Source organism: Pseudomonas cerasi (assembly GCF_027983475.1).
Lineage (GTDB): Bacteria > Pseudomonadota > Gammaproteobacteria > Pseudomonadales > Pseudomonadaceae > Aquipseudomonas > Aquipseudomonas cerasi.
This window is the reverse complement of the sequence record NZ_JAQJVM010000005.1, coordinates 73078-91358: the sequence shown is the minus strand read 5'-3', so window position 1 is coordinate 91358 and position 18281 is coordinate 73078. Positions and strand designations below refer to the sequence as shown.

At 59.0% G+C, this 18281-nt stretch carries 16 protein-coding genes; 3 read left to right on the top strand and 13 right to left on the bottom strand.

Features of this window, described 5'->3' with window-relative positions; translation table 11 throughout:
* Window positions 1–2: 2 nt before the first annotated feature.
* From PI739_RS24285 to PI739_RS24260, 6 genes are all read right to left on the bottom strand, one after another.
* Window positions 3–758, bottom strand: a complete 756-nt coding sequence (locus PI739_RS24285; protein WP_003430764.1) for a glutamine amidotransferase — start codon at window positions 756–758, stop codon at window positions 3–5.
* On the bottom strand, window positions 755–1870 hold the full coding sequence (locus tag PI739_RS24280; RefSeq protein ID WP_271352230.1) for a phosphotriesterase family protein: 1116 nt from the start codon (window positions 1868–1870) through the stop codon (window positions 755–757). The genes PI739_RS24285 and PI739_RS24280 overlap by 4 nt, the downstream gene beginning before the upstream one ends.
* Complete coding sequence (locus PI739_RS24275; protein ID WP_003371220.1) at window positions 1867–2886, bottom strand: ABC transporter permease; 1020 nt, start codon at window positions 2884–2886, stop codon at window positions 1867–1869. The genes PI739_RS24280 and PI739_RS24275 overlap by 4 nt, the downstream gene beginning before the upstream one ends.
* 14 nt (window positions 2887–2900) lie before the next feature.
* On the bottom strand, window positions 2901–3677 hold the full coding sequence (locus PI739_RS24270; RefSeq protein ID WP_003430760.1) for an ATP-binding cassette domain-containing protein: 777 nt from the start codon (window positions 3675–3677) through the stop codon (window positions 2901–2903).
* A gap of 10 nt (window positions 3678–3687) precedes the next feature.
* Window positions 3688–4632, bottom strand: coding sequence for a substrate-binding domain-containing protein (locus PI739_RS24265; protein WP_122240782.1), 945 nt, complete (start codon window positions 4630–4632; stop codon window positions 3688–3690).
* Between the two features lie 258 nt (window positions 4633–4890).
* Complete coding sequence (locus PI739_RS24260; protein ID WP_003430758.1) at window positions 4891–5904, bottom strand: LacI family DNA-binding transcriptional regulator; 1014 nt, start codon at window positions 5902–5904, stop codon at window positions 4891–4893.
* 706 nt (window positions 5905–6610) lie between these two features.
* Between PI739_RS24260 and PI739_RS24255 the strand changes: the two genes are divergently transcribed.
* The 3 genes from PI739_RS24255 (at window position 6611) to ospF (ending at window position 11077) form a co-directional block, all read left to right on the top strand.
* A complete protein-coding gene (locus PI739_RS24255; protein ID WP_195843829.1) occupies window positions 6611–8716 on the top strand; it encodes an NUDIX hydrolase in 2106 nt (701 codons plus the stop codon).
* A 108-nt stretch (window positions 8717–8824) separates the two neighbouring features.
* Window positions 8825–10108: a cellulase family glycosylhydrolase gene (locus PI739_RS24765; RefSeq protein ID WP_080377427.1), complete on the top strand. Its 1284-nt coding sequence runs from the start codon at window positions 8825–8827 to the stop codon at window positions 10106–10108.
* A gap of 165 nt (window positions 10109–10273) precedes the next feature.
* Window positions 10274–11077 carry a type III secretion system effector phosphothreonine lyase gene (ospF, locus tag PI739_RS24245; protein ID WP_003430753.1) on the top strand — a complete coding sequence of 268 codons (804 nt, stop codon included), beginning with the start codon at window positions 10274–10276 and terminating at the stop codon, window positions 11075–11077.
* A 94-nt stretch (window positions 11078–11171) separates the two neighbouring features.
* Here ospF and PI739_RS24240 read toward each other — a convergent pair whose 3' ends face one another.
* From PI739_RS24240 to PI739_RS24210, 7 genes are read right to left on the bottom strand one after another with little or no spacing between them, the layout of a single operon-like run.
* Entirely contained in the window at window positions 11172–12248 is a 1077-nt protein-coding gene (locus PI739_RS24240; RefSeq protein ID WP_003430751.1) for a protein-glutamate methylesterase/protein-glutamine glutaminase, read from the bottom strand.
* Window positions 12211–12744 carry a chemoreceptor glutamine deamidase CheD gene (gene cheD / locus PI739_RS24235; protein ID WP_003371235.1) on the bottom strand — a complete coding sequence of 178 codons (534 nt, stop codon included), beginning with the start codon at window positions 12742–12744 and terminating at the stop codon, window positions 12211–12213. The genes PI739_RS24240 and cheD overlap by 38 nt, the downstream gene beginning before the upstream one ends.
* The gene (locus PI739_RS24230) at window positions 12741–13550 is read right to left on the bottom strand and encodes a CheR family methyltransferase (RefSeq protein WP_054082220.1); all 810 of its coding nucleotides are present in this window, start codon (window positions 13548–13550) and stop codon (window positions 12741–12743) included. The genes cheD and PI739_RS24230 overlap by 4 nt, the downstream gene beginning before the upstream one ends.
* A 9-nt stretch (window positions 13551–13559) precedes the next feature.
* Complete coding sequence (locus PI739_RS24225) at window positions 13560–14099, bottom strand: chemotaxis protein CheW (protein WP_005745466.1); 540 nt, start codon at window positions 14097–14099, stop codon at window positions 13560–13562.
* Between the two features lie 36 nt (window positions 14100–14135).
* The gene (locus tag PI739_RS24220; protein ID WP_054082221.1) at window positions 14136–15791 is read right to left on the bottom strand and encodes a methyl-accepting chemotaxis protein; all 1656 of its coding nucleotides are present in this window, start codon (window positions 15789–15791) and stop codon (window positions 14136–14138) included.
* Between the two features lie 30 nt (window positions 15792–15821).
* A complete protein-coding gene (locus PI739_RS24215) occupies window positions 15822–17933 on the bottom strand; it encodes a chemotaxis protein CheA (protein ID WP_054082222.1) in 2112 nt (703 codons plus the stop codon).
* Window positions 17934–17979: 46 nt separating this feature from the next.
* Window positions 17980–18270: an STAS domain-containing protein gene (locus PI739_RS24210; RefSeq protein WP_003403294.1), complete on the bottom strand. Its 291-nt coding sequence runs from the start codon at window positions 18268–18270 to the stop codon at window positions 17980–17982.
* Window positions 18271–18281 lie beyond the last annotated feature (11 nt).

Genomic DNA, 18281 nt, shown 5'->3' with positions numbered 1-18281 from the left:
GGTCAGGTACGGCGGGTCAGCCAGTCGAGGCTGTTGATCCAGAAGCGGCGATAGCCTTCCCAGTCGAGAAAAGCTTCCGGCAGCCAGTGTTCGGAAAGGTCGCTGGTCCAGGCCAGAGAGCGTCCGGCACCGACTTCACGCGCGGCAAGCAGCGGGTGCCGAGAGCCTTCGACCGTGGCCAGCAATTGAGCTTCGGGATGCAACTCAACTTCGTTGTAGCCAAGCAGGTACGGCCATTCGCCGCCCAGGCCTTGCAGTATCGGGTGATCGCTGTTGATCTGCGGCAGAAAGCCTTCCGGCACTTCGACACGATCGTCGTAAGGCAGGCAACGCACAGGCAAGACTTCCTCGACAGGCGTTCCGCGGTAGCGCGCGCCGCCGTTGATGCCTTGAAAGCTGAAGTAGCCGCCGACCATCATCAGTGCGCCGCCCTGCAAGACGTACTCGCGAAGGGCTTTGAGGCGGTTGGGCGTACGCTTGCCACGCAGCCAGGTGTCCGGGTGCAGCAGCAGGGTATTGGCACCGATGTCGGAGAGGATCACCGCCTGATACTGACTGAGTGCTTCAACCGTGGCCGGAAAGTCGGTCTGTGCCTGATCGGCGCACATTTGCGTGATCTGATAGTCGCTGTCTGCCATCGCCGCAAGCAAACGCCGTGCGCCATTGTGCGCGGTGACGCTGTCGAACTGATCGAAGCCCTTGATGTGGGTTGACGTGCTGACCCATGATTCGCCAGCCAGCAATACGGACTGTTTCATGACGTTGCATTCCTCTGCGATGAAAAAGGAGCCTGGAAGCCGCGCTGGAAGACCCGGCGCGGGTTGTCGATCAAAAGGTTTTCGAGTTGTTCACCGGTAACGCCATGACGGCGCAGGCGCGGGACAAAGTGTTTCAGCAGGTAGCCATAACCATGGCCGCCATAGCGAGTCAGCATGGTTTTCAGAAAAACGTCCTGAGACAACAGCACCTGCGAGCCGAAGCCGTGCTCGATCAGAGCGACGATGGCCCGCGCGTTTTCTTCATCGCTGGGCGACTGCGCGTGCTCGTCGGCGAAGTAGTAACCCATGCCGATCATGTCGTATTCCAGAAACGCGCCGCGTGCCGCCAGCGCATGCTGATACGCAGGGTCGCTGTGGCTCGGGTTCATGTGGCACAGCACCGTATGGCGCAGGTCGGCGCCTTCAGCCTCAACGATGTCCAGTACCCGGTGGCCGAGGCGCTCCCAGCCAGGCAGGTGCACCGAGAGCGGCACGCTGGTCGCAGCACTTGCACGGGCTGCGGCGCGCAGTGATTTTTCTTCGTCAGCCGTGAACGCGGCAGAAACACCAATCTCGCCGATCAGGCCGGCAATCACCTCGGGCTTCTCTTCACCGCCGCCCACGTCATGAATGATCTGCTCCGCCAGTTGTTCAACCGAGCGTTCGTGCACGTAATGCGGGTGCGAGGGTTCCAGATAGAAACCGGCACCCATGATGATATTCAGGCCGGTCAGACGGGAAATCCGCTGCAAGGCCTGCGGGTCGCGGCCGATGCCCAGATTGGTCGGATCGACCACCGTTTCCCCGCCCAGCGCCCGGTACTTCAGCAGTTCTTCGCACGCGAGGTCGACATCGAACAACTGACAATTGTCCCGGCTGACCAGCGGGTTCATGTGCAGCTCGCCGAGCAGTTCGATGCTCACCGGGCGCTCGGCCAGGTGCCGTTCGCCGCAGCAACTGGGTGCGACCCATTTGCCCGATGCGTCGAGCAGAATGTGTTCGTGCATCAAAGTGACGCCAAGGCGCTCGACCGGCATTGGCCCCAGCACCGTCATGGCATGGCCGCTGTCGACGCCGAGTGGAAGGGGTGAAGGATGACGAAACAGGCTCATGCTCCAGCCCTCCCGAGTGGGCGGCCGGTACGTAGAATGCGTGTGTTCAGCCAGATCGCCAATAGTACGATCAGGCCCGTGGCGATTTGCGTGTAAAACGGTGAGACGTGGGCCAGAATCAGCCCGTTCTTGATCGCTGCCATGGTCAGTACCCCCAACAGTGTGCCGACAATCGTGCCGAAGCCACCGAACAGGCTGGTGCTGCCGAGGACCACGGCGGCAATCACTTCCAGTTCGAAACCTTCGCCCTGATTCGAGGAGCCACTGCCCAGCCTGGCCGTGACGATCATGCCGGCCAGGGCGGCCGCCATGCCACTGAGCATGTAGACCCGCAGCAGCACCCCGCGATGATTCACCCCGGCACGGCGCACGCTTTCAGCGTTGGCACCGATACCCGTGAGGTAGCGGCCAAAGCGCATTTTGCCGAGCACCAACACCCCGCCCAGTGTGACCAGCAAGGCCAGCCAGGCGGTCAGCGGCACGCCGAGAAACCAGCCGCGACCCAAGGCCAGAAACGCTGCTTCCTCGCGTGGAACGGGGATCGAATAGCCTTGCGTCAGCAGCATCGCCAGGCCACGAATAATGGTCAGGGTGGCCAGGGTGACGATAAAGGCCGGGATGCCCGCGTAGGCGATGAAGTAGCCGTTCAGCGCCCCGATCATCGCGCCGACGGCAAGCCCGCCGAGCAGAACCAGCGGCCAGGGCAAATGCCAGGCATTGAGCGCCATGGCTGCCAGCGCACCGACCAGCGCCAGGGTCGAGCCAACGGACAGGTCGATGCCGCCGGTGGTGACCACCAGCGTCATCGCCACCGCGACAATCAGTAACGGCGCGTTTTGCCGGATAACGTTGAGCAGGTTGGCACCGCTTAAAAAGTTATCGGTCACCAGCGCGAACAGCACAAAGCACAGGGCGAAAAACAGGCCGATGCTGACCACGCCGGGAAAGTCGTGCAGCAGGCGCTTGAACAGCGACTGCGGCAGAATGCGTTGGCGCGTGAGATCGAGCGTTTTCATGGCGTCATATCCTTTCAGGCGCTAGCGGAGCGGGCAGTGAATTTGTGCCCGACGATGAGTTCGACGACCTCGTTGAGGTCGGTGTCGGCGATCCTTCGCTCGGCCAGATTGGCGCCGTCATACATCACCATGAGGCGGTCACAGACCAGAAACAGGTCCTGCAACCTATGGGTGATCAGAATCACGCTGACGCCTTGGCGGCTGATGGTACGAATCAACTCCAGCACCGCTTCGACTTCGGCTACCGCGAGGGCAGCGGTGGGCTCGTCCATGATCAGAACCTTAGGCCCGAAGGCGGCCGCGCGGGCAATCGCAACGGCCTGGCGCTGGCCACCGGAAAGGTGTCGTACCTGCGCGCGGGTATCCGGAATAGTGATGCCCAATGCTTCAAGAATCTGCCGTGCTTCGCGGTGCATGCGCGTCTCATCGAGCAACGGCACGCCGAGCACGCGGCGCATCGGTTCGCGGCCCATGAAGAGGTTTCCGGCCACATCGACGGTGTCACACAGCGACAGGTCCTGATACACCATCTGGATATGGCAGCGCTGTGCATCTGCCGGACCGCTGAAACTGACTTCCTCGCCATCGATGGCGATTTGTCCGCTGGTGGGGAGCTCCGCACCTGACAGAATCTTGGTCAGCGTGGATTTGCCTGCGCCGTTGTCGCCCACCAGCCCCAGCACTTCACCGGGCTGCAACAGCAGATCGACACCGCGTAACGAGGCTATCGAGCCATAGTGTTTAGTGATGGCACTCATCTGTACCCGAGGCACTTCGCCAGGCGTCTGCATGCTGAGCCCCTTATTTGAATTCGGCGCGATAGGCTGCCAGGTTGGCTTTGGTCACCAGCGTGACGGGAATACTCTGTTCGCGAGCCACGGTTTTTCCGGACAGCAGTGCCAGTGCCGACTCCACCGCCGTCTTGCCCATGGCCTGCGTGTTCTGTTGCACCACCACCGCGACAGAGCCGTCATCCAGACCCTGCACTGCCTGAGAGGACAGGTCCCACCCGAAAATCCTGACCCGCTCGCCCGCACCTTGCGACATGCTCGCGGCAACCGAGCCAATCAGGGCGGGTTCGCCAGTGGCATAAATGATCTGCAGATCAGGGTTGGCGGTCAGCAGGTTTTCCGCCGCCGCCTGGGCGGTGTCCTGCACATTGTTACCGTCGACGGTATTGACGATCTTCGCCTGGCTGGCGGTCTTTGCCAGGCCCTCGCGGAAACCGTCCAGACGCAGATTCTGTACATAAGAGCCGAGGGCTCCGACCACGCCGATGCTGGCCTTGCCCGCCAGTTCGCGGTTGATGTATTCGCCGGTGTACTGGCCGATCTGTCGGGCTGCCTCGCGGTTATCCACGCCGACCTGTACGGCATTGTCGCCATTAATCACAGCGTCGATTGCCACCACCGGGATTCCCGCCTGCGCAGCTGCGGTGACCGCAGGTTTGATACCGTTGACGTCGATGGCGCAGACCAGAATGGCGTCGACCTTGTCCTGAATATAGGCCTCGATGGCGTCGTTCTGGGCTGCCGGATTGTCGTTGGCGTTGAACACCACCAGCTCTGCTCCGGCAGCTTTCGCCGCAGCCTGTGCGCCCTGGGTAATCTGGGTGAAATACAGCGCCTGCTGGTTGACCTGTACCAGAGCCAGACGTTTGCCGGTCTGGGCCTGAATGATGGGTGACAACGCCAAGGCCAGAACAGCGCCGAGGGTCAGGGTGAAACGCTTGCTAAAACGCAGCATTGCCATCCTCCTAGTCTGTTTGCCGGTGCGGCAAATCAGATCGGTAAACCGGTTTACCAGTCGTTTCAAAAAAAAGACAAATGAGCTTTGTCTTCAGGTTTGAGAACTGGAGAAAGCAGATTGTGTGCCATTTTTTTCACGATCCCGGCCAGTCACCGTACGTCCTTGATGCGCCACAGTTTTCCGCAATCATCGGCTTTTCAGGATGCCGATGGCAGTGCACCGATTTAAGGCCGGGTGTTACTGGTTGCCCCGCAATCAGTCACTGCGCGTTGCTACCGTGCCCCGGCAGATCAACTCTACGGGTACGCGCACGACGTCCTGTGTACAGTCGCCGCCCGCCATGCGCTGCAGCAATTGCGCCACGCCGAGACGGCCAAGCTCCCTGGAGGACTGGCGGATGGTACACAGCGGTGGGGTCAGCAGACTGGCATACACGGCGTCGTCGAACCCCACCAGCGACATGGCGCCGGGCACGCTGATATTGCGCTCACGCAGGACATCGAGTACGCCCAGAGCGATGAAGTCACTGGCGGCGAAAATCGCCTCCGGAGGGTGGGGCAGGGTGAGCAGCTGAGCGGTTGCGATACGCCCGAACTCACGGCTGTAATCCCCGAAGCACAGGTATTCCGGCACCTCTGCGATGCCCGCCAGCGCCAGCGCTTCCCGGTAGCCGGCATAGCGCTCGCGGGCACTCATCAAGGCCGACGGCCCGGACACATGAGCGATGCGTCGATGGCCATGGCGGATCAGATAGTCAGTCGCCAGGCGACCACCCTGATGGTTGTCGGCGAACACTTTGGGCTGCGAGGTGCCGGGAACGTCTTCGTCGAGCAGAATGATATTGCGGTAGCTCGCCAACTGACTGGCCAGCGTGCCGTCGTCCGGACGGTTGCTGACCAGTAGCAAGCCATCGACGTTACGTGAATCCAGCCAGCGCACAAAGGTGCTTTCACGTTCAAGCAGGTTGCGGGTGACACACAGCACCAGGTTATACCCGTTGGCGGACGCCTCTTCCTCGGCCGCGTCTGCCAGCTCGGCAAAAAACGGGTTGGCGATGTCCGGCAGCACCAGACCAATGGTCTCACTGCCGCCTTTGCTCAGGCGCCGGGCCAGACTGTTGCCCCGGTAGTCCAGCGCCTTGATCGCCGTGTCGATACGTTTCGCGGTCTCCGGCGGCAGGCTGATACTTCGATTCAGGTAGCGCGACACCGCAGCCTTGGAAAGGCCGGCATGGTTGGCGACATCCTGAAGTGTTACGGGTCTGGTCATGGCGGTCGGATTTTATACCTGAAAAACGAAGCATTGACGTGAGGTGCCGGTATCTTCTCATGCGTGCCCGAACAGCCCGACGATTTTCTCTGCGGGTGACGTCGAAAAAATCCATGTGGGGCGTTGGTCGGCCAGATCTCGTTAACCTTTTGCACGTTGGCGACACGCTCTGCTCGGGCAAATGTGTGCGGTCTGGAGCTTTTAGTGGGTCACTGAATATGGCGCATTATGTATATGTTGTCGTATGACTTATGTCTGATCACTTCACACACTACGATCACGCAAGTAGCTTAGGTATTCATTGCATTGGCTTTAAGACATTCGCCACGAATGTCGATCACTTACAGTGATGGTTCTCCATTGAAGAAGTCCCTCGTGTTTGCTTAATGGAACCGCACAGCACACTGCGACACTCATTTACTCAATTTTCCAGTAAATGCGGGCGATGAGTGTTTGCGATGAATGCCATTCAGCCAATTATAAGCTCTGCTTATTTTCAATATTCTCTCGGTGATAGCGACTGGCTGCTTTCTCGGGTCTCTTCATTATCAGCAGGCGTTATCCATGAGTGGATCAACCCGAAAAGTGGCTATTTGCCTTGTGAGTATCGGTTGATGGCATTCAAGTCTGATAACGGTCCTGATGCCTGTAACTCCAGGGACGAATGTTCATCGCGTGCCGCAAGACGAACGTTCAGGAGGGCTTAATGATAAATCCCGTAAAACACAATTTCAGTCACCTTGGGTTTTCAAACGCTCAAAGTACCTCAGCACTGGGGCCTGCCAGTAATAAAGTGCCCAACTTTGTTTCGCGAGGGCGAGGCAAGGGAGTTCCAGTGGAGCAATTCAATACTGTTGAAGAGTGTCGTTTGGCGGGGCGGCAGGACAGCGTACTGGATTCGATAGACGGCAAAGAGTTCATGCGACTGCTGCAGAAGTACACGGCCTCTGAAACAACCGAAGAAGAATTTGCGGATCTGAGGGCCGCCATACCGCGCTACTCCATTGAGTTGGCCGAGTCGGATCACCCTAAAGTGCTTTATCGGGGGATATCTCTGGATGATGAGACTGCGTCGCTGTTACTGAATACCTCCAAGGGTTACCGCAGTCGCGAAATAGCCCATGGTCTTATTCACGGCCTGCGCGTGGTTAAAGGCGTTTACACCGCGACCGGGGTGGCCAGTGCCTCGACAGTGTCAGCCGTTTCGCAAGGCTTTGCGCTGGTGAACGCGAACAGGAAAAAAGAAACACCGGTTCTTTTTGTACTGAAAGCGATGCCTGCCGTTCCCGCGCTCAACCACAGTGGTGCGAAGGGGGTGACACTCAGTGAGAGCCGGTTGCCGTTATCGGTGGCCAGCAAGAGTGAACATGAAGTCATTCTGGATATCACCAACCGGTACGAAATTACGCAGGCTCGCCGGAGCGGTGAGTTCATTGTCGTCGACATGACGGTTTTAGGACGGTCCAAGAGGGGAGGTGAATTCGCTCTCGTCGAGACTGACAAATGGAAACAACTCTCTGGCGCCAAGGGCTCTAATCCAGGTGGATTGTTTCAAGCGCCCAATGGCGTTAAGTGGTATGTGAAAACCAACCCGTCTGCCAATAGGCTTCGAAACGAGGTGCTTGCCTCCAGGCTGTACCGTGCCGCAGGAATCGATGTTCCTGACATAGAGCTGGCGTCCCGCAAAGGCAAGCCCGCACTGATTTCAAAACTGATAGTAGGGAACCCCAAAGACCTCGATACGCTGGCAAAAAATAGCCAGTTGAAGTGCGGCTTTGCTGTGGATGCCTGGCTGGCGAACTGGGATGTCATCGGTCTGACGGGGGACAATGTCATCTTCAATCACCGTAACAAACCTGTGCGCATCGACCTTGGCGGCGCGCTGGTTTTCCGCGCCCAAGGGGAGCACAAGGGTAATCAGTTCGGTACCACGCCCATGGAACTGGTCACGATGCTGTCTCGTGAAGACAATTCGTCCAGTCGCGTCTTTCGGAACATCGAGCGTAATGACATCCGCGAGGGTATTGCAGCGATAGAAAAAATACCGGATGCGCGTATTGCCGCACTTTGCGCAGAGCACGGTCCTGGCAATCACAGCGAACGCATTGAGCTCGGTAAAAGACTGATCAGTCGGAAGAAGTGGCTGGTCGATATGAAGCAGACGCTTCCTTATATTCATCGCCAAAAGAACGAGCGCGGCAATGTTGTCACTGTTAAAAATCCCACGTCTCCCAGCGCTTTGGATACGTGGCGTGATCGATACGCCACAGCCGTTTTTGTACCCCATAGCGCTGTCCGTGGCAGCATGAACAACCTGCCGTTCAGATCATTTACGCCCCCCAACACAATGGATGGCTGGCGCCGATTTACGACCCGGGCGGTCAACTTCACAGAGCCGGAATTTAAGCGTTCCCAGCACCTTGCTCCCGCCAGTGGAGCGATCATTTTTGAGCCCGACGGCAGGGTGTGGATCACCGAGCCGACCAATCACCCGTTCGGCGCAACGCACGCTTTTCCCAAGGGAAAGCAGGAAGCCGGTTTGAACTTGAGGACCAATGCACTCAAGGAAGTCTACGAAGAGACGGGGCTTCTGGTGAAGCTCCACGGCTTCATCGGTGACTACGACCGAACAACATCCCGAACTCGTTATTACCTTGCCAAACGGATCGATGGAACACCGTCCGATATGGGCTTTGAATCTCAAAGCGTCAAGCTGGCAAACATTACCGAGGCCAAAAGACTGCTACCCAACGCCGTGGATATTGCCATCTTGCGAGACGCAGAGCGGGCTTATCTAAAGGGCCCCTTTTAATGAATCTTCATCTGCTTGAGCGCTGACAGACGATAAAGAGGATTTCTGAAGCCCTGCACAAAAACCCGTTCACCCAAACGCGTTACCTCCACAAAAAGGAGTAATGAAATGAGTATGAATACCTCTGTAAGCAACAACAGCCCGGGGTGGTCCCCTGTTTCATCGGGCAACCAAGCTCTGAGTCCGGACTATTCAGGTAAATCGTCGAGCAATGCCGTGCACTTTCTTCCTCCGGAAAGTACCCGGCGCGCGCCGAACACGGTGAGTTGGGGGAATGGCGCGCCGACAACCGCCACCGCCGGGAATGGACGAGTAGGAGGGGGCGATCAAAGTGACTTGATCGAGGCGTTGACGACGCTGATTCAGGCGCTGCTGAAACGCTTGCTCGGTGATTCTTCCGCAAGTAACTCTTCTGCAAATAACCCTTCCGACAACCCGTCCCCTGCTTCGTCCGGGCCAGGTCGAGCTTCTGCTTCTACCGGCGGCGCTGTCAGTTCGACGCCAGACTCAGGACTGTCTGAGCAGTCAAATCAAGCCCAACCGTTCAATAACACTGGCTTGGGTTCTCATGGCGGCGCGAATACGGTTCCTGACCGAATTGCGTCTCCTGAGGCAGCGCAAAAAATGGTCGAAGATGTGAAAAATGCCGGAGGGGAAACACTTCGCATCCAGATGACCCATGACCAGATCAATGACCCGGCGCAAATGGCCAAGCTCAAGGCGATGGTCGATGCCGGCGACAAACAAGGGGTCAGGATTCAGTTTACGTTTCGTGACAACGCCAATGGCGGTGGTGGCAACGTCTTGTCCGGCGACAAGCTCCGACAAGCCGCCGACGATGTCAAAAACGTGGTATCTGCCCTTGGAAACCATCCGAGTTTTGTACTCGATACGTTCAATGAGGGCGGCAAGAGTGCCACTCAAGATTGGGCCGATATGCAGAGCACGCTGATCAAATCCGCCCGCGACGCAGGTTACAAAGGCGACATCGTGGTGGAGGACAGCAATTGGGGTGGTGGTCTGACAGCCGGCGGGGAAAGCGGACTGGTCAAATACGCTGATCAGTTGAAAGCCGCCAACGGCAGCAATAACCCTGGCCTGATCGGCAGCATCCATGAGTACGCCAGCGGTGCCGATGCCTCCTCGCGTCTGTCATCGGAGATCAAGGCGCTTACGAGCGCGGGCTTCAAGCCGCAAATCGGTGAAGTCGGCAACGCCAACTGGACCGGAGGCGGTAACTTCGAACAGCGCGACGGCGCCAACCAGGCCGTGAAAGACAACATGGGCGCCCTGAAAGCGGCCGGTGCCGATGTGCTGCCATGGATGGACCAGTTCGAGAACGGCAAGATCAAACACGATGTCGGTTTCTCGAAAGGCGATCAGTTTTCCTGATCCTGTTTCATGGAACCTGATGTGCCTGTTGACCACTCAGCGGGCAGCTATCTGCGAGGTCGTCAACGACCAGTGCAGAGCGGCGAGTTGGAGAGATTGCGCAGAGGCTGCGCTATCTGCGCAACCCCCTTTTTTCATGACCGATAAGTAGCAGGTATAAAAGCTATGCCTATCAACAGACCCGCCTTCAATTTAAAACTCAATACGGCAATTGCCCAGCCGACTGTGAAGAAGGATGCAGGTGCAGAATTGCGCCGTTTGAATCAGAGCGAAGTGCGTGCCAACACACAGACACGTTTTGCCGTTAATCACCGTGCCCCCACTTATGACGTCGCGCAAAGCGCGCTGGGCGAAAATCACGGTGGCTGGACTGCCGCCAATCATTTCAAGATGACGGGGTCTGAAGTCTTCATCCATATGGATCGCCTGGAGCCGAACTGCAAGGGAGAGTTTGCCGGAGACAAGATCCACCTCAGCGTGGCGCCTGAGGATGTACCGAACGCATTCAATGCGATAGGCAAAATACTGCAGGCGAGCGACAGCCCGGTGGACTCGTGGAAAGTGACTGACATGAAGTGCCTGCAGGCAGAGATGCCGGCGGCAAAGCAGCGTGTGGCGCTGGGCGCTCAGTTCACAATCTACGCCAAGCCTGACCGTGCAGATAACACCTACAGCCCAGAGTACATGGGCAAAATGAGGGGGATGATCAGCAGTATCGAACAGGAGTTGAGCGCCGCCGGTGTGAGGCAGAGCAGCCATCGCCCGGACTCCGATGTCTCCCCTGGGCACTGGAGCTATGCGTCTTACCGCAATGAGCATAAAAGCAACAGATCAGGGACTTCCAATCAGCACAGGAACCTGGAGGCAGAGCCTTTTTTCCAGTTGGTCTCATTCTCTGACGGGGCTTCAGGGTCATCCAGGTCCAGCGCTGGCCATCAGGCTTTGCTGACACCATCGTGGGCCCGATAAGGCTGTTTTTCTGAGCGCTGCCGTGCGCCCGGGGTTTCTACAGTGAAATGTGAGTGTCGAAAGAAACGCTGGTTGCACGGCGACAGCTTCGGGTTCAACGGTGCAGGATCACCTGATGAATCTCCTGCAACGGGATGATCCGCTGCGCCGCGTTCAGTTTGATCGCTTCCTTGGGCATGCCGAATACCACGCAGCTGGCTTCGTCCTGAGCCACTGTCGCGCTGCCGGCATCGAGCATTTCCTTGAGCCCGCGTGCGCCGTCGTCGCCCATGCCGGTCATGATGATGCCGGTGGCGTTCTTGCCGGCGAATTTGGCCACCGAGCGAAACAGCACGTCCACCGAAGGACGATGGCGGTTGACCAGCGGGCCGTCGATGACCTGGACGTGGTAGTAGGCGCCGCTGCGCGTGACCATCATGTGTTTGCCGCCGGGGGCGATCAACGCGAGGCCGGGCAGGATGCGGTCGTTGTTTCTGGCCTCGCGCACCTCGATCTGACTCAGGCTGTTCAGGCGTTCGGCGAACGATGCGGTGAATTTTTCCGGCATGTGCTGGACGATGACCATGCCGGGACAGACGCGGGGCAGGGCCGTCAGAACCGCTTCAAGTGCCTGTGTACCGCCTGTTGAGGTGCCGATGGCGACGATGCGTTCAGTGGTCTGCGCCATGGCATGGCCGCTGGCAGCCGGCAAAATGGCATCGGCGGTCAGTTTGCTGGCCGGGGTCAGCACCGGGGCGGCGGTGCGCTTGCCGAGGTTCCTGACGTTGGAGTTGGCTGCTGCGCGTACTGCTGCAACCAGCTCGGCAGCCGAATCGATGAGGAAGTTCTTCAGGCCGGTGGTGGGCTTGGTGATGATTTCCACCGCCCCGGCAGACAGCGCCTGCAATGAGGTTTCCGCGCCTTTCTGGGTCAGCGACGAGCAGATCACCACCGGTGTCGGCCGCTCGCTCATGATCTTCTTGAGAAAGGTGATGCCGTCCATGCGCGGCATTTCCACGTCCAGCACAATGACGTCCGGCCATTCCTGAGCGAGCTTGCTCATGGCAAATATCGGGTCTGACGCCGCACCCATCACGTGAATATCGGGGGTGTCGTTGAGAATGGCCACCAGCACCTGGCGTACCACGGCCGAATCATCGACCAGCAGTACGCTGATTTTTTTGTTTGGCATCTTTTTCCATTGCTTCCATTGGTTGGTGCCTGACCCATACGTTTCCGTCCCACAGGTCGAAGATGATGCTGCGATGGCCGGTGCTGCCCAGATCCTGAGCCATCAGCTTCAAGCGGTGCTGTTCGGCCAGCGCAAGCGCCGCATGAACGTTGCTGTCAGCGACGTTCTGCATGTGCGGGTCATGGCGATGAGCTGGAAACATTTCGCCGCCGCCAAACAGTTTGACCTGATATTCCTCCGGCAGGGTGCCATTGGCCAGCGCATGGCGAATGAGTATTTCCATCGCTTCGTCAGCGTACCTGCCGTCCAGTGGCTGATGCCTGCGTATGCGCCCGGGCAACATGAAGTGGCACATGCCGCCAATACGCCGCCACGGGTGCCAGAAGGTAATCGCCACGCATGAACCCAGCAACGTGCGCAGGCGAGTCGGCCGGGTCTGAAAGACCACTTCGCCAGGCCCCAGCACTATTTCGGCTACACCGACAGGCGTGTTCATGGTTTGCGGTAAATCGAAGGGGAGACCATTTTCAACATGTCATTTACACCGTTCAGGCTTTCTGAGTGGCTGATGATGAAATAGCCTCCTGGCTTGAGACGCGGGATCAACCGCGCCACCACTTTGCTTTTGGTTTCCTGATCGAAATAAATCATCACGTTGCGCAGGAAGATTACGTCGAACTCGCCAAGATCCGGCAGGGTGTCATTGAGATTGACCTGCACGAAACTGACCCGGCTGCGCAACGACTTGTCGATCAGGAAGGTCCCTTCCTGGCGACCTATGCCTTTCAGACAGTATTTGAACAGCAAAGGTTGCGGTAACGTCTCGGTGCGTTCCATGGGGTAGTGACCGCTGCGCGCCTTGCTCAGCACGCGGGTACTGATGTCCGAACCGACCACTTCCCAAGAGGTTGTGCCCAGTTGTTCGGCCAGGGTCATGGCCAGGCTGTAGGGCTCTTCGCCAGACGAACTGGCAGCGCTCCAGATACGGAACATTTTGCCGTGCGTGACCTTGGGCAGCACCTGCTGACGCAGAAAATCGAAGTGCTTGGGTTCGCGGAAGAAATACGTTTCGTTGGTGGTCAGCAGGTCCAGCGCCACTTGCAGCTCGCCGTTGCGCTGATCGTTCATGATCAGCTTGAAATACTCGCCATAGTTGTCCAGCTCGTAATGCTTGAGACGCTTGAACAGACGGCCGGCGACCAGCGCTTTCTTGGCCAGCGTCAGTTTGATGCCCGCAGCGTTGTACAGCCAGTTCTGGAACTGGCCGAATTCGCGATCGGTGAGCGACGCTGTATCAGGCATGTGCAGACCTCACGTCGCATCGACGTCGGGCGGCAGCGACTGGCTTGCCTCGGCAAGGCTGGACATTTCATCGATGGACAACACGCGGTCGACCTCAAGAACGATCACGAACTTGCCGTCGACCTTGGCCATGCCGCTGATGAAGTCGGCGCGAATTCTCGCACCGAAGTTCGGCGGCGGCTCGATCTGCGACGCCGGAATCTCCAGCACCGCCGAGACATTGTCGACCAGCAGACCGATGTCCTGCGGCTGGCCGTCCTCGCTGTTGGCCTCGATGATGATCACGCACGAACGCCGGGTGATATCCGAGTTCTGCCGCCCGAAGCGCGCCGACAGATCGACCACCGGCACCACCGCGCCGCGCAGATTGATCACCCCGCGCACGAAGGCGGGCATCATCGGCACCACCGTCAGGCTGCCGTACTCGATGATTTCCTTGATGCCCAGAATGCCGATGGCGAACATCTCGCCACCGAGCATGAAAGTCAGGTACTGCGCCTCTTCTTCGACCGTCGCTGCGGTCTGCCGAGTCGTGACCAATGAGCCCATGTCGTTCTCCCCTGGAGTCTCTATCGAAGCCGGCAATCAGAAACGGGTAAATTCCGATTCGTCCGGGGCGCCCGCCATGCTTTGCGCAAATGCCTTGCGCGGAGCCTGCTGTGGAGGGCGCGGAGGCTGACGGTTCGGGCTGTTGCGGCTGTCGAACGTAGCGTTCTGCGCGACGGCCCTTGGCGATGCGTCGAGGGTGAAGAAACTCATGGCCTGTTGCAGTTGTTCGGCCTGGCTGCTCATTTCTTCAGCTGTGGCCGCCAGTTCTTCGCTGCTCGATGCGTTTTGCTGGGTGACCTGGTTGAGCTGGGTCATGGCAGTGTTGATCTGCGCCACACCGGCTGCCTGCTCTTCCGACGCAGCACTGATTTCCTGCACAAGGTCGGAGGTCTTGTTGATCGAGGGCACCATCTCGTCCAGCAACTTGCCGGCCTTCTCGGCCATGTCCACGCTGCTCGACGACAACTCGCCGATTTCCTGCGCGGCCACCTGGCTGCGTTCGGCCAGCTTGCGCACCTCGGCGGCCACAACCGCAAACCCCTTGCCATGTTCGCCGGCACGCGCGGCTTCGATGGCAGCGTTGAGGGCGAGCAGGTTGGTCTGGTAAGCGATGTCGTCGATGATGCTGATGCGCTGGGCGATTTTCTTCATCGCCACAACGGTCTGCTGCACCGATTCGCCGCCATCGGTGGCTTCCTTGGCGGCCTTGCTGGCCATGCCATCGGTGACTTTGGCGTTCTCGGTGTTCTGGTTGATGCTGGCGCTCATCTGCTCGACCGACGCGCTGGTCTCTTCGACGCTGGCGGCCTGCTCGCTGGTGGCCTGGCTCATCGACTGAGCGGTGGCGCTGACTTCTTCCGAGGCACTGGCCAGGTTGTCGGCGGCATTACGCACTTCGCCGATGATGTGCGACAGCTTGCCGACCATGTTGCGCATGGCGTTGAGCACCATGCCGGTCTCGTCCTTGGAACCGTGGCCGATGTGGGCGTTGAGGTTGCCCTCTGCCAACTGCTCGGCGGCCGTTGCAGCCTCTTTCAGCGGGCGGGAGATGATCCGGGCGATGAATAGCGCCAGGCCGAGACCGATCAACAAGGCTGCAACCAGCACGACGACGATCGAGATGCGTGCGTTTTCGTACAGCGTGGTGCCTTTGTCACCAGCAGCAGTCGCCCCGGCGTCGTTGAGCTCGACCATTTTTTGCAACTGACTGGTCACTTCGTCGAAATGCGTTTTGGACTCGCCCTTCAGCAGCGCTCGTGCCTGGGCTTCGAGGCCCTGACGGGACATGTCGAACAACTCGTTGCTGCTCTTGAGGTACGCAGCCCATGTCGAGGTAACGCCATTGAACAGTTGGCGATCTTCGTCACTGACCACCAGCTTGTCATAGGTGGCCAGGCGGGTTTCGAACTGTTTGCGAGAGTCCGCTGCTTCAAGCTCCATCTGCGCCTTTTCCTGGGCGGTGTCGGCTGCAATGTGGCGGTTTTCCTTCAAGCGATAGTTGGCGGCGAAGAAGCGCATGCCCGAAGCCGCGCGCATGGACGGCATCCAGTTTTCCTTGATGTCCTGAGCGGCCTGGTTGACCTGGCCGAGCTGGATGATGGCAAAGACTCCCATGGCCGCGGTCAACGCCAGAACCACCAGAAACGAGGTAATCAGCTTGGTGGAAATCTTCAGATCGTAGAACCATTTCATTGAAGTAACTCCTTGGGAATTGCGAATCCGTCAGCGAGAAGTGGGCAACAGGGATTGAGGCGCCTGGGTCGAGCGGGCCTCCATGTGTACGATCTGGTTGAGCAGGGCGGGTATGTCGAGAATCAACGCCACCGCGCCGCTGCCCAGAATCGTCGAGCCGCTGATGCCGCGCAGCGCGCCGAACAGCTTGCCCAGAGGTTTGATAACGGTTTGGAACTCGCCAAGCAGGTCATCGACCACCAGACCGGCCTTGTGCTCGGCGTAACGCACCACCACCACGTTCTGGCGCCTGGCGGCCGGGCCTTCATGATTGAAGTGGTCACGCAGGTAGACCAGCGGCAGCACTTCGCCACGCAGGTCCAGGTAGCCGCTGTCGCGGGTCAACTGCCGGTTGTGTTCGTCCAGCTCGATGCATTCCTGCACCATGTCCAGCGGGATTACGTACGTCGACTGATCGATACCGACCAGAAAACCGTTGATGATCGCCAGCGTCAGCGGCAGGCGGATGCGCACGATGGTGCCCTGACCGGGCTGACTGTCCAGATCCACCGTGCCGCGCAGCAAGGTGATGTTGCGCTTGACCACGTCCATGCCGACACCGCGCCCCGAAAGGTTGGTGACGGCCTCGGCAGTGGAAAAGCCTGGCTCGAAAATCAGGTTGTAGATTTCCTGATCGGTGAGGCTTGCGCCGGCCGCCACCAGTCCGCGTTGCTGGGCCTTGTCGAGGATGCGCTCGCGGTTGAGTCCGGCCCCGTCGTCGGCGATTTCAATGACGATGCTGCCCGAGTCGTGGTACGCGTTGAGGCTCAAATGACCTTTGGCCGGTTTGCCTGCTGCGCGACGTGCTTCGGCGCTCTCGATGCCGTGGTCCATGGAATTGCGCAGCAGGTGCATGAGCGGGTCGCCGATCTTTTCGACGACGGTCTTGTCCAGTTCGGTCTCCGCACCATTGATGATCAGGTCAATGTCCTTGCCCAGTTCCTGGCTGACATCGCGCACCACGCGGCGGAAGCGATTGAAGGTATCGCCGATGGGGATCATGCGCAGGTGCAGCGCGCCATCCAGAATCTGCTCGACCAGCCCCGATACGGTGGAACTGGCTTCCTGAAGCGGGTCGTTGTCGCACGACTTGGCCAGCAGGCTGGCACCAGCGCTGGCAATGACCAGCTCGCCGACCAGATTGATCAACTCGTCGAGCTTGTCGGCGTTGACGCGCACATAGCGGCCATCCTTGTTTTTCTGCTCGCTGGCCGAAGAAGGGCGCTCTACAGCGGTTGCCGTTGCCGTTGCGGGCGTACGAGGCACTGCGCGCTGATCGCCCAGCAGTTCGCCGCTGGCCACCAGAGGGCTGTGCTCGGGCTGCGAGACCAGTTCGGTGCCGGTAGGCTCAAGGTGGTCTGGCGTCTCGTTCACCGGGGTGATTTCCACGGCGCAGTCTTCACGTACGAAATCGAAGACTTCGTTGATTGCGGCGTGCCCGGCAGCAGAGCGGAAATCGATCTCGAAACCCAAGTGGCAGGATTCCGGGTCCCACGCCTCAACTGCTGGAATACCGTCGGTTACCGTCGTGACCTGGACCATCTGCCCCAGGGTATTGAGGTAGCGCAGGAACGACAGTGGGTCCATGCCGTTGCGAAACACATCCACGCCAAAGCGCAGCGAGATATGCCAGAGCACCTCGGCTGACTGTTCATCATCACTGACGACCGACGCACTAGTGCTGTCAGCGGCCCCGGCGCTGGCCGGTGCCTGGAAGACCTGCAACGCCTGACGCAGCGCTGCCTCGCGTTCCAGAGCAGGCGGCTGCAACTGCTCGCCACGGCTGGCGACCACGTCGATCAACTCAAGCATGTGATCGCCGGATTTGAGCAGCACGGCGATCAGCTCGGCGCTTACCGAAACGCTGCCTTCACGCAGACGATCCAGCACGTCTTCGACGATGTGAGTAAAACTGACGATAGGCGTCAGCCCGAACAGTCCGGCCGAGCCTTTGATGGTGTGCGCTGCGCGGAAAACCGCGCCGATCGCGTCCTGGTCGCCGGGCTCGCTTTCGAGTTGCAGGAGGGATTCCTCCATCGCCTGCAAAAGCTCACGCGCTTCAACGATAAACGTCTGCTGTGCCTGATCGAGATTAATACTCACGATGACTTCCTTGATCGATCACTGGGCCGTACTGCAAATGGACGCGCTACAGCACTACACCCGGATTACATAACTCGAAGGTTTCGCTGACCGCCTTGCTTTGCCCGGTCAAATGCAGCGAAGTCCCGGTCTTGCCGGCTTCGCGCTGAATCACTGCCAGCAGTTGCAGGCCGGCGCCGTCCATCTCGGTGACCTGTGAAAGATCAACCTCCAGGCGTGCGGCAGCTCCGATCTGTGGCAATAGCCTGGCGGCCAGTTCGGTCACGGTGTAGATCGTCAACTCGCCGTCTATCTGCACGCGTGCAGTGTCGTTGGCGCTCTCGTCTGGCGTGGGCATGCTGGCCTCCA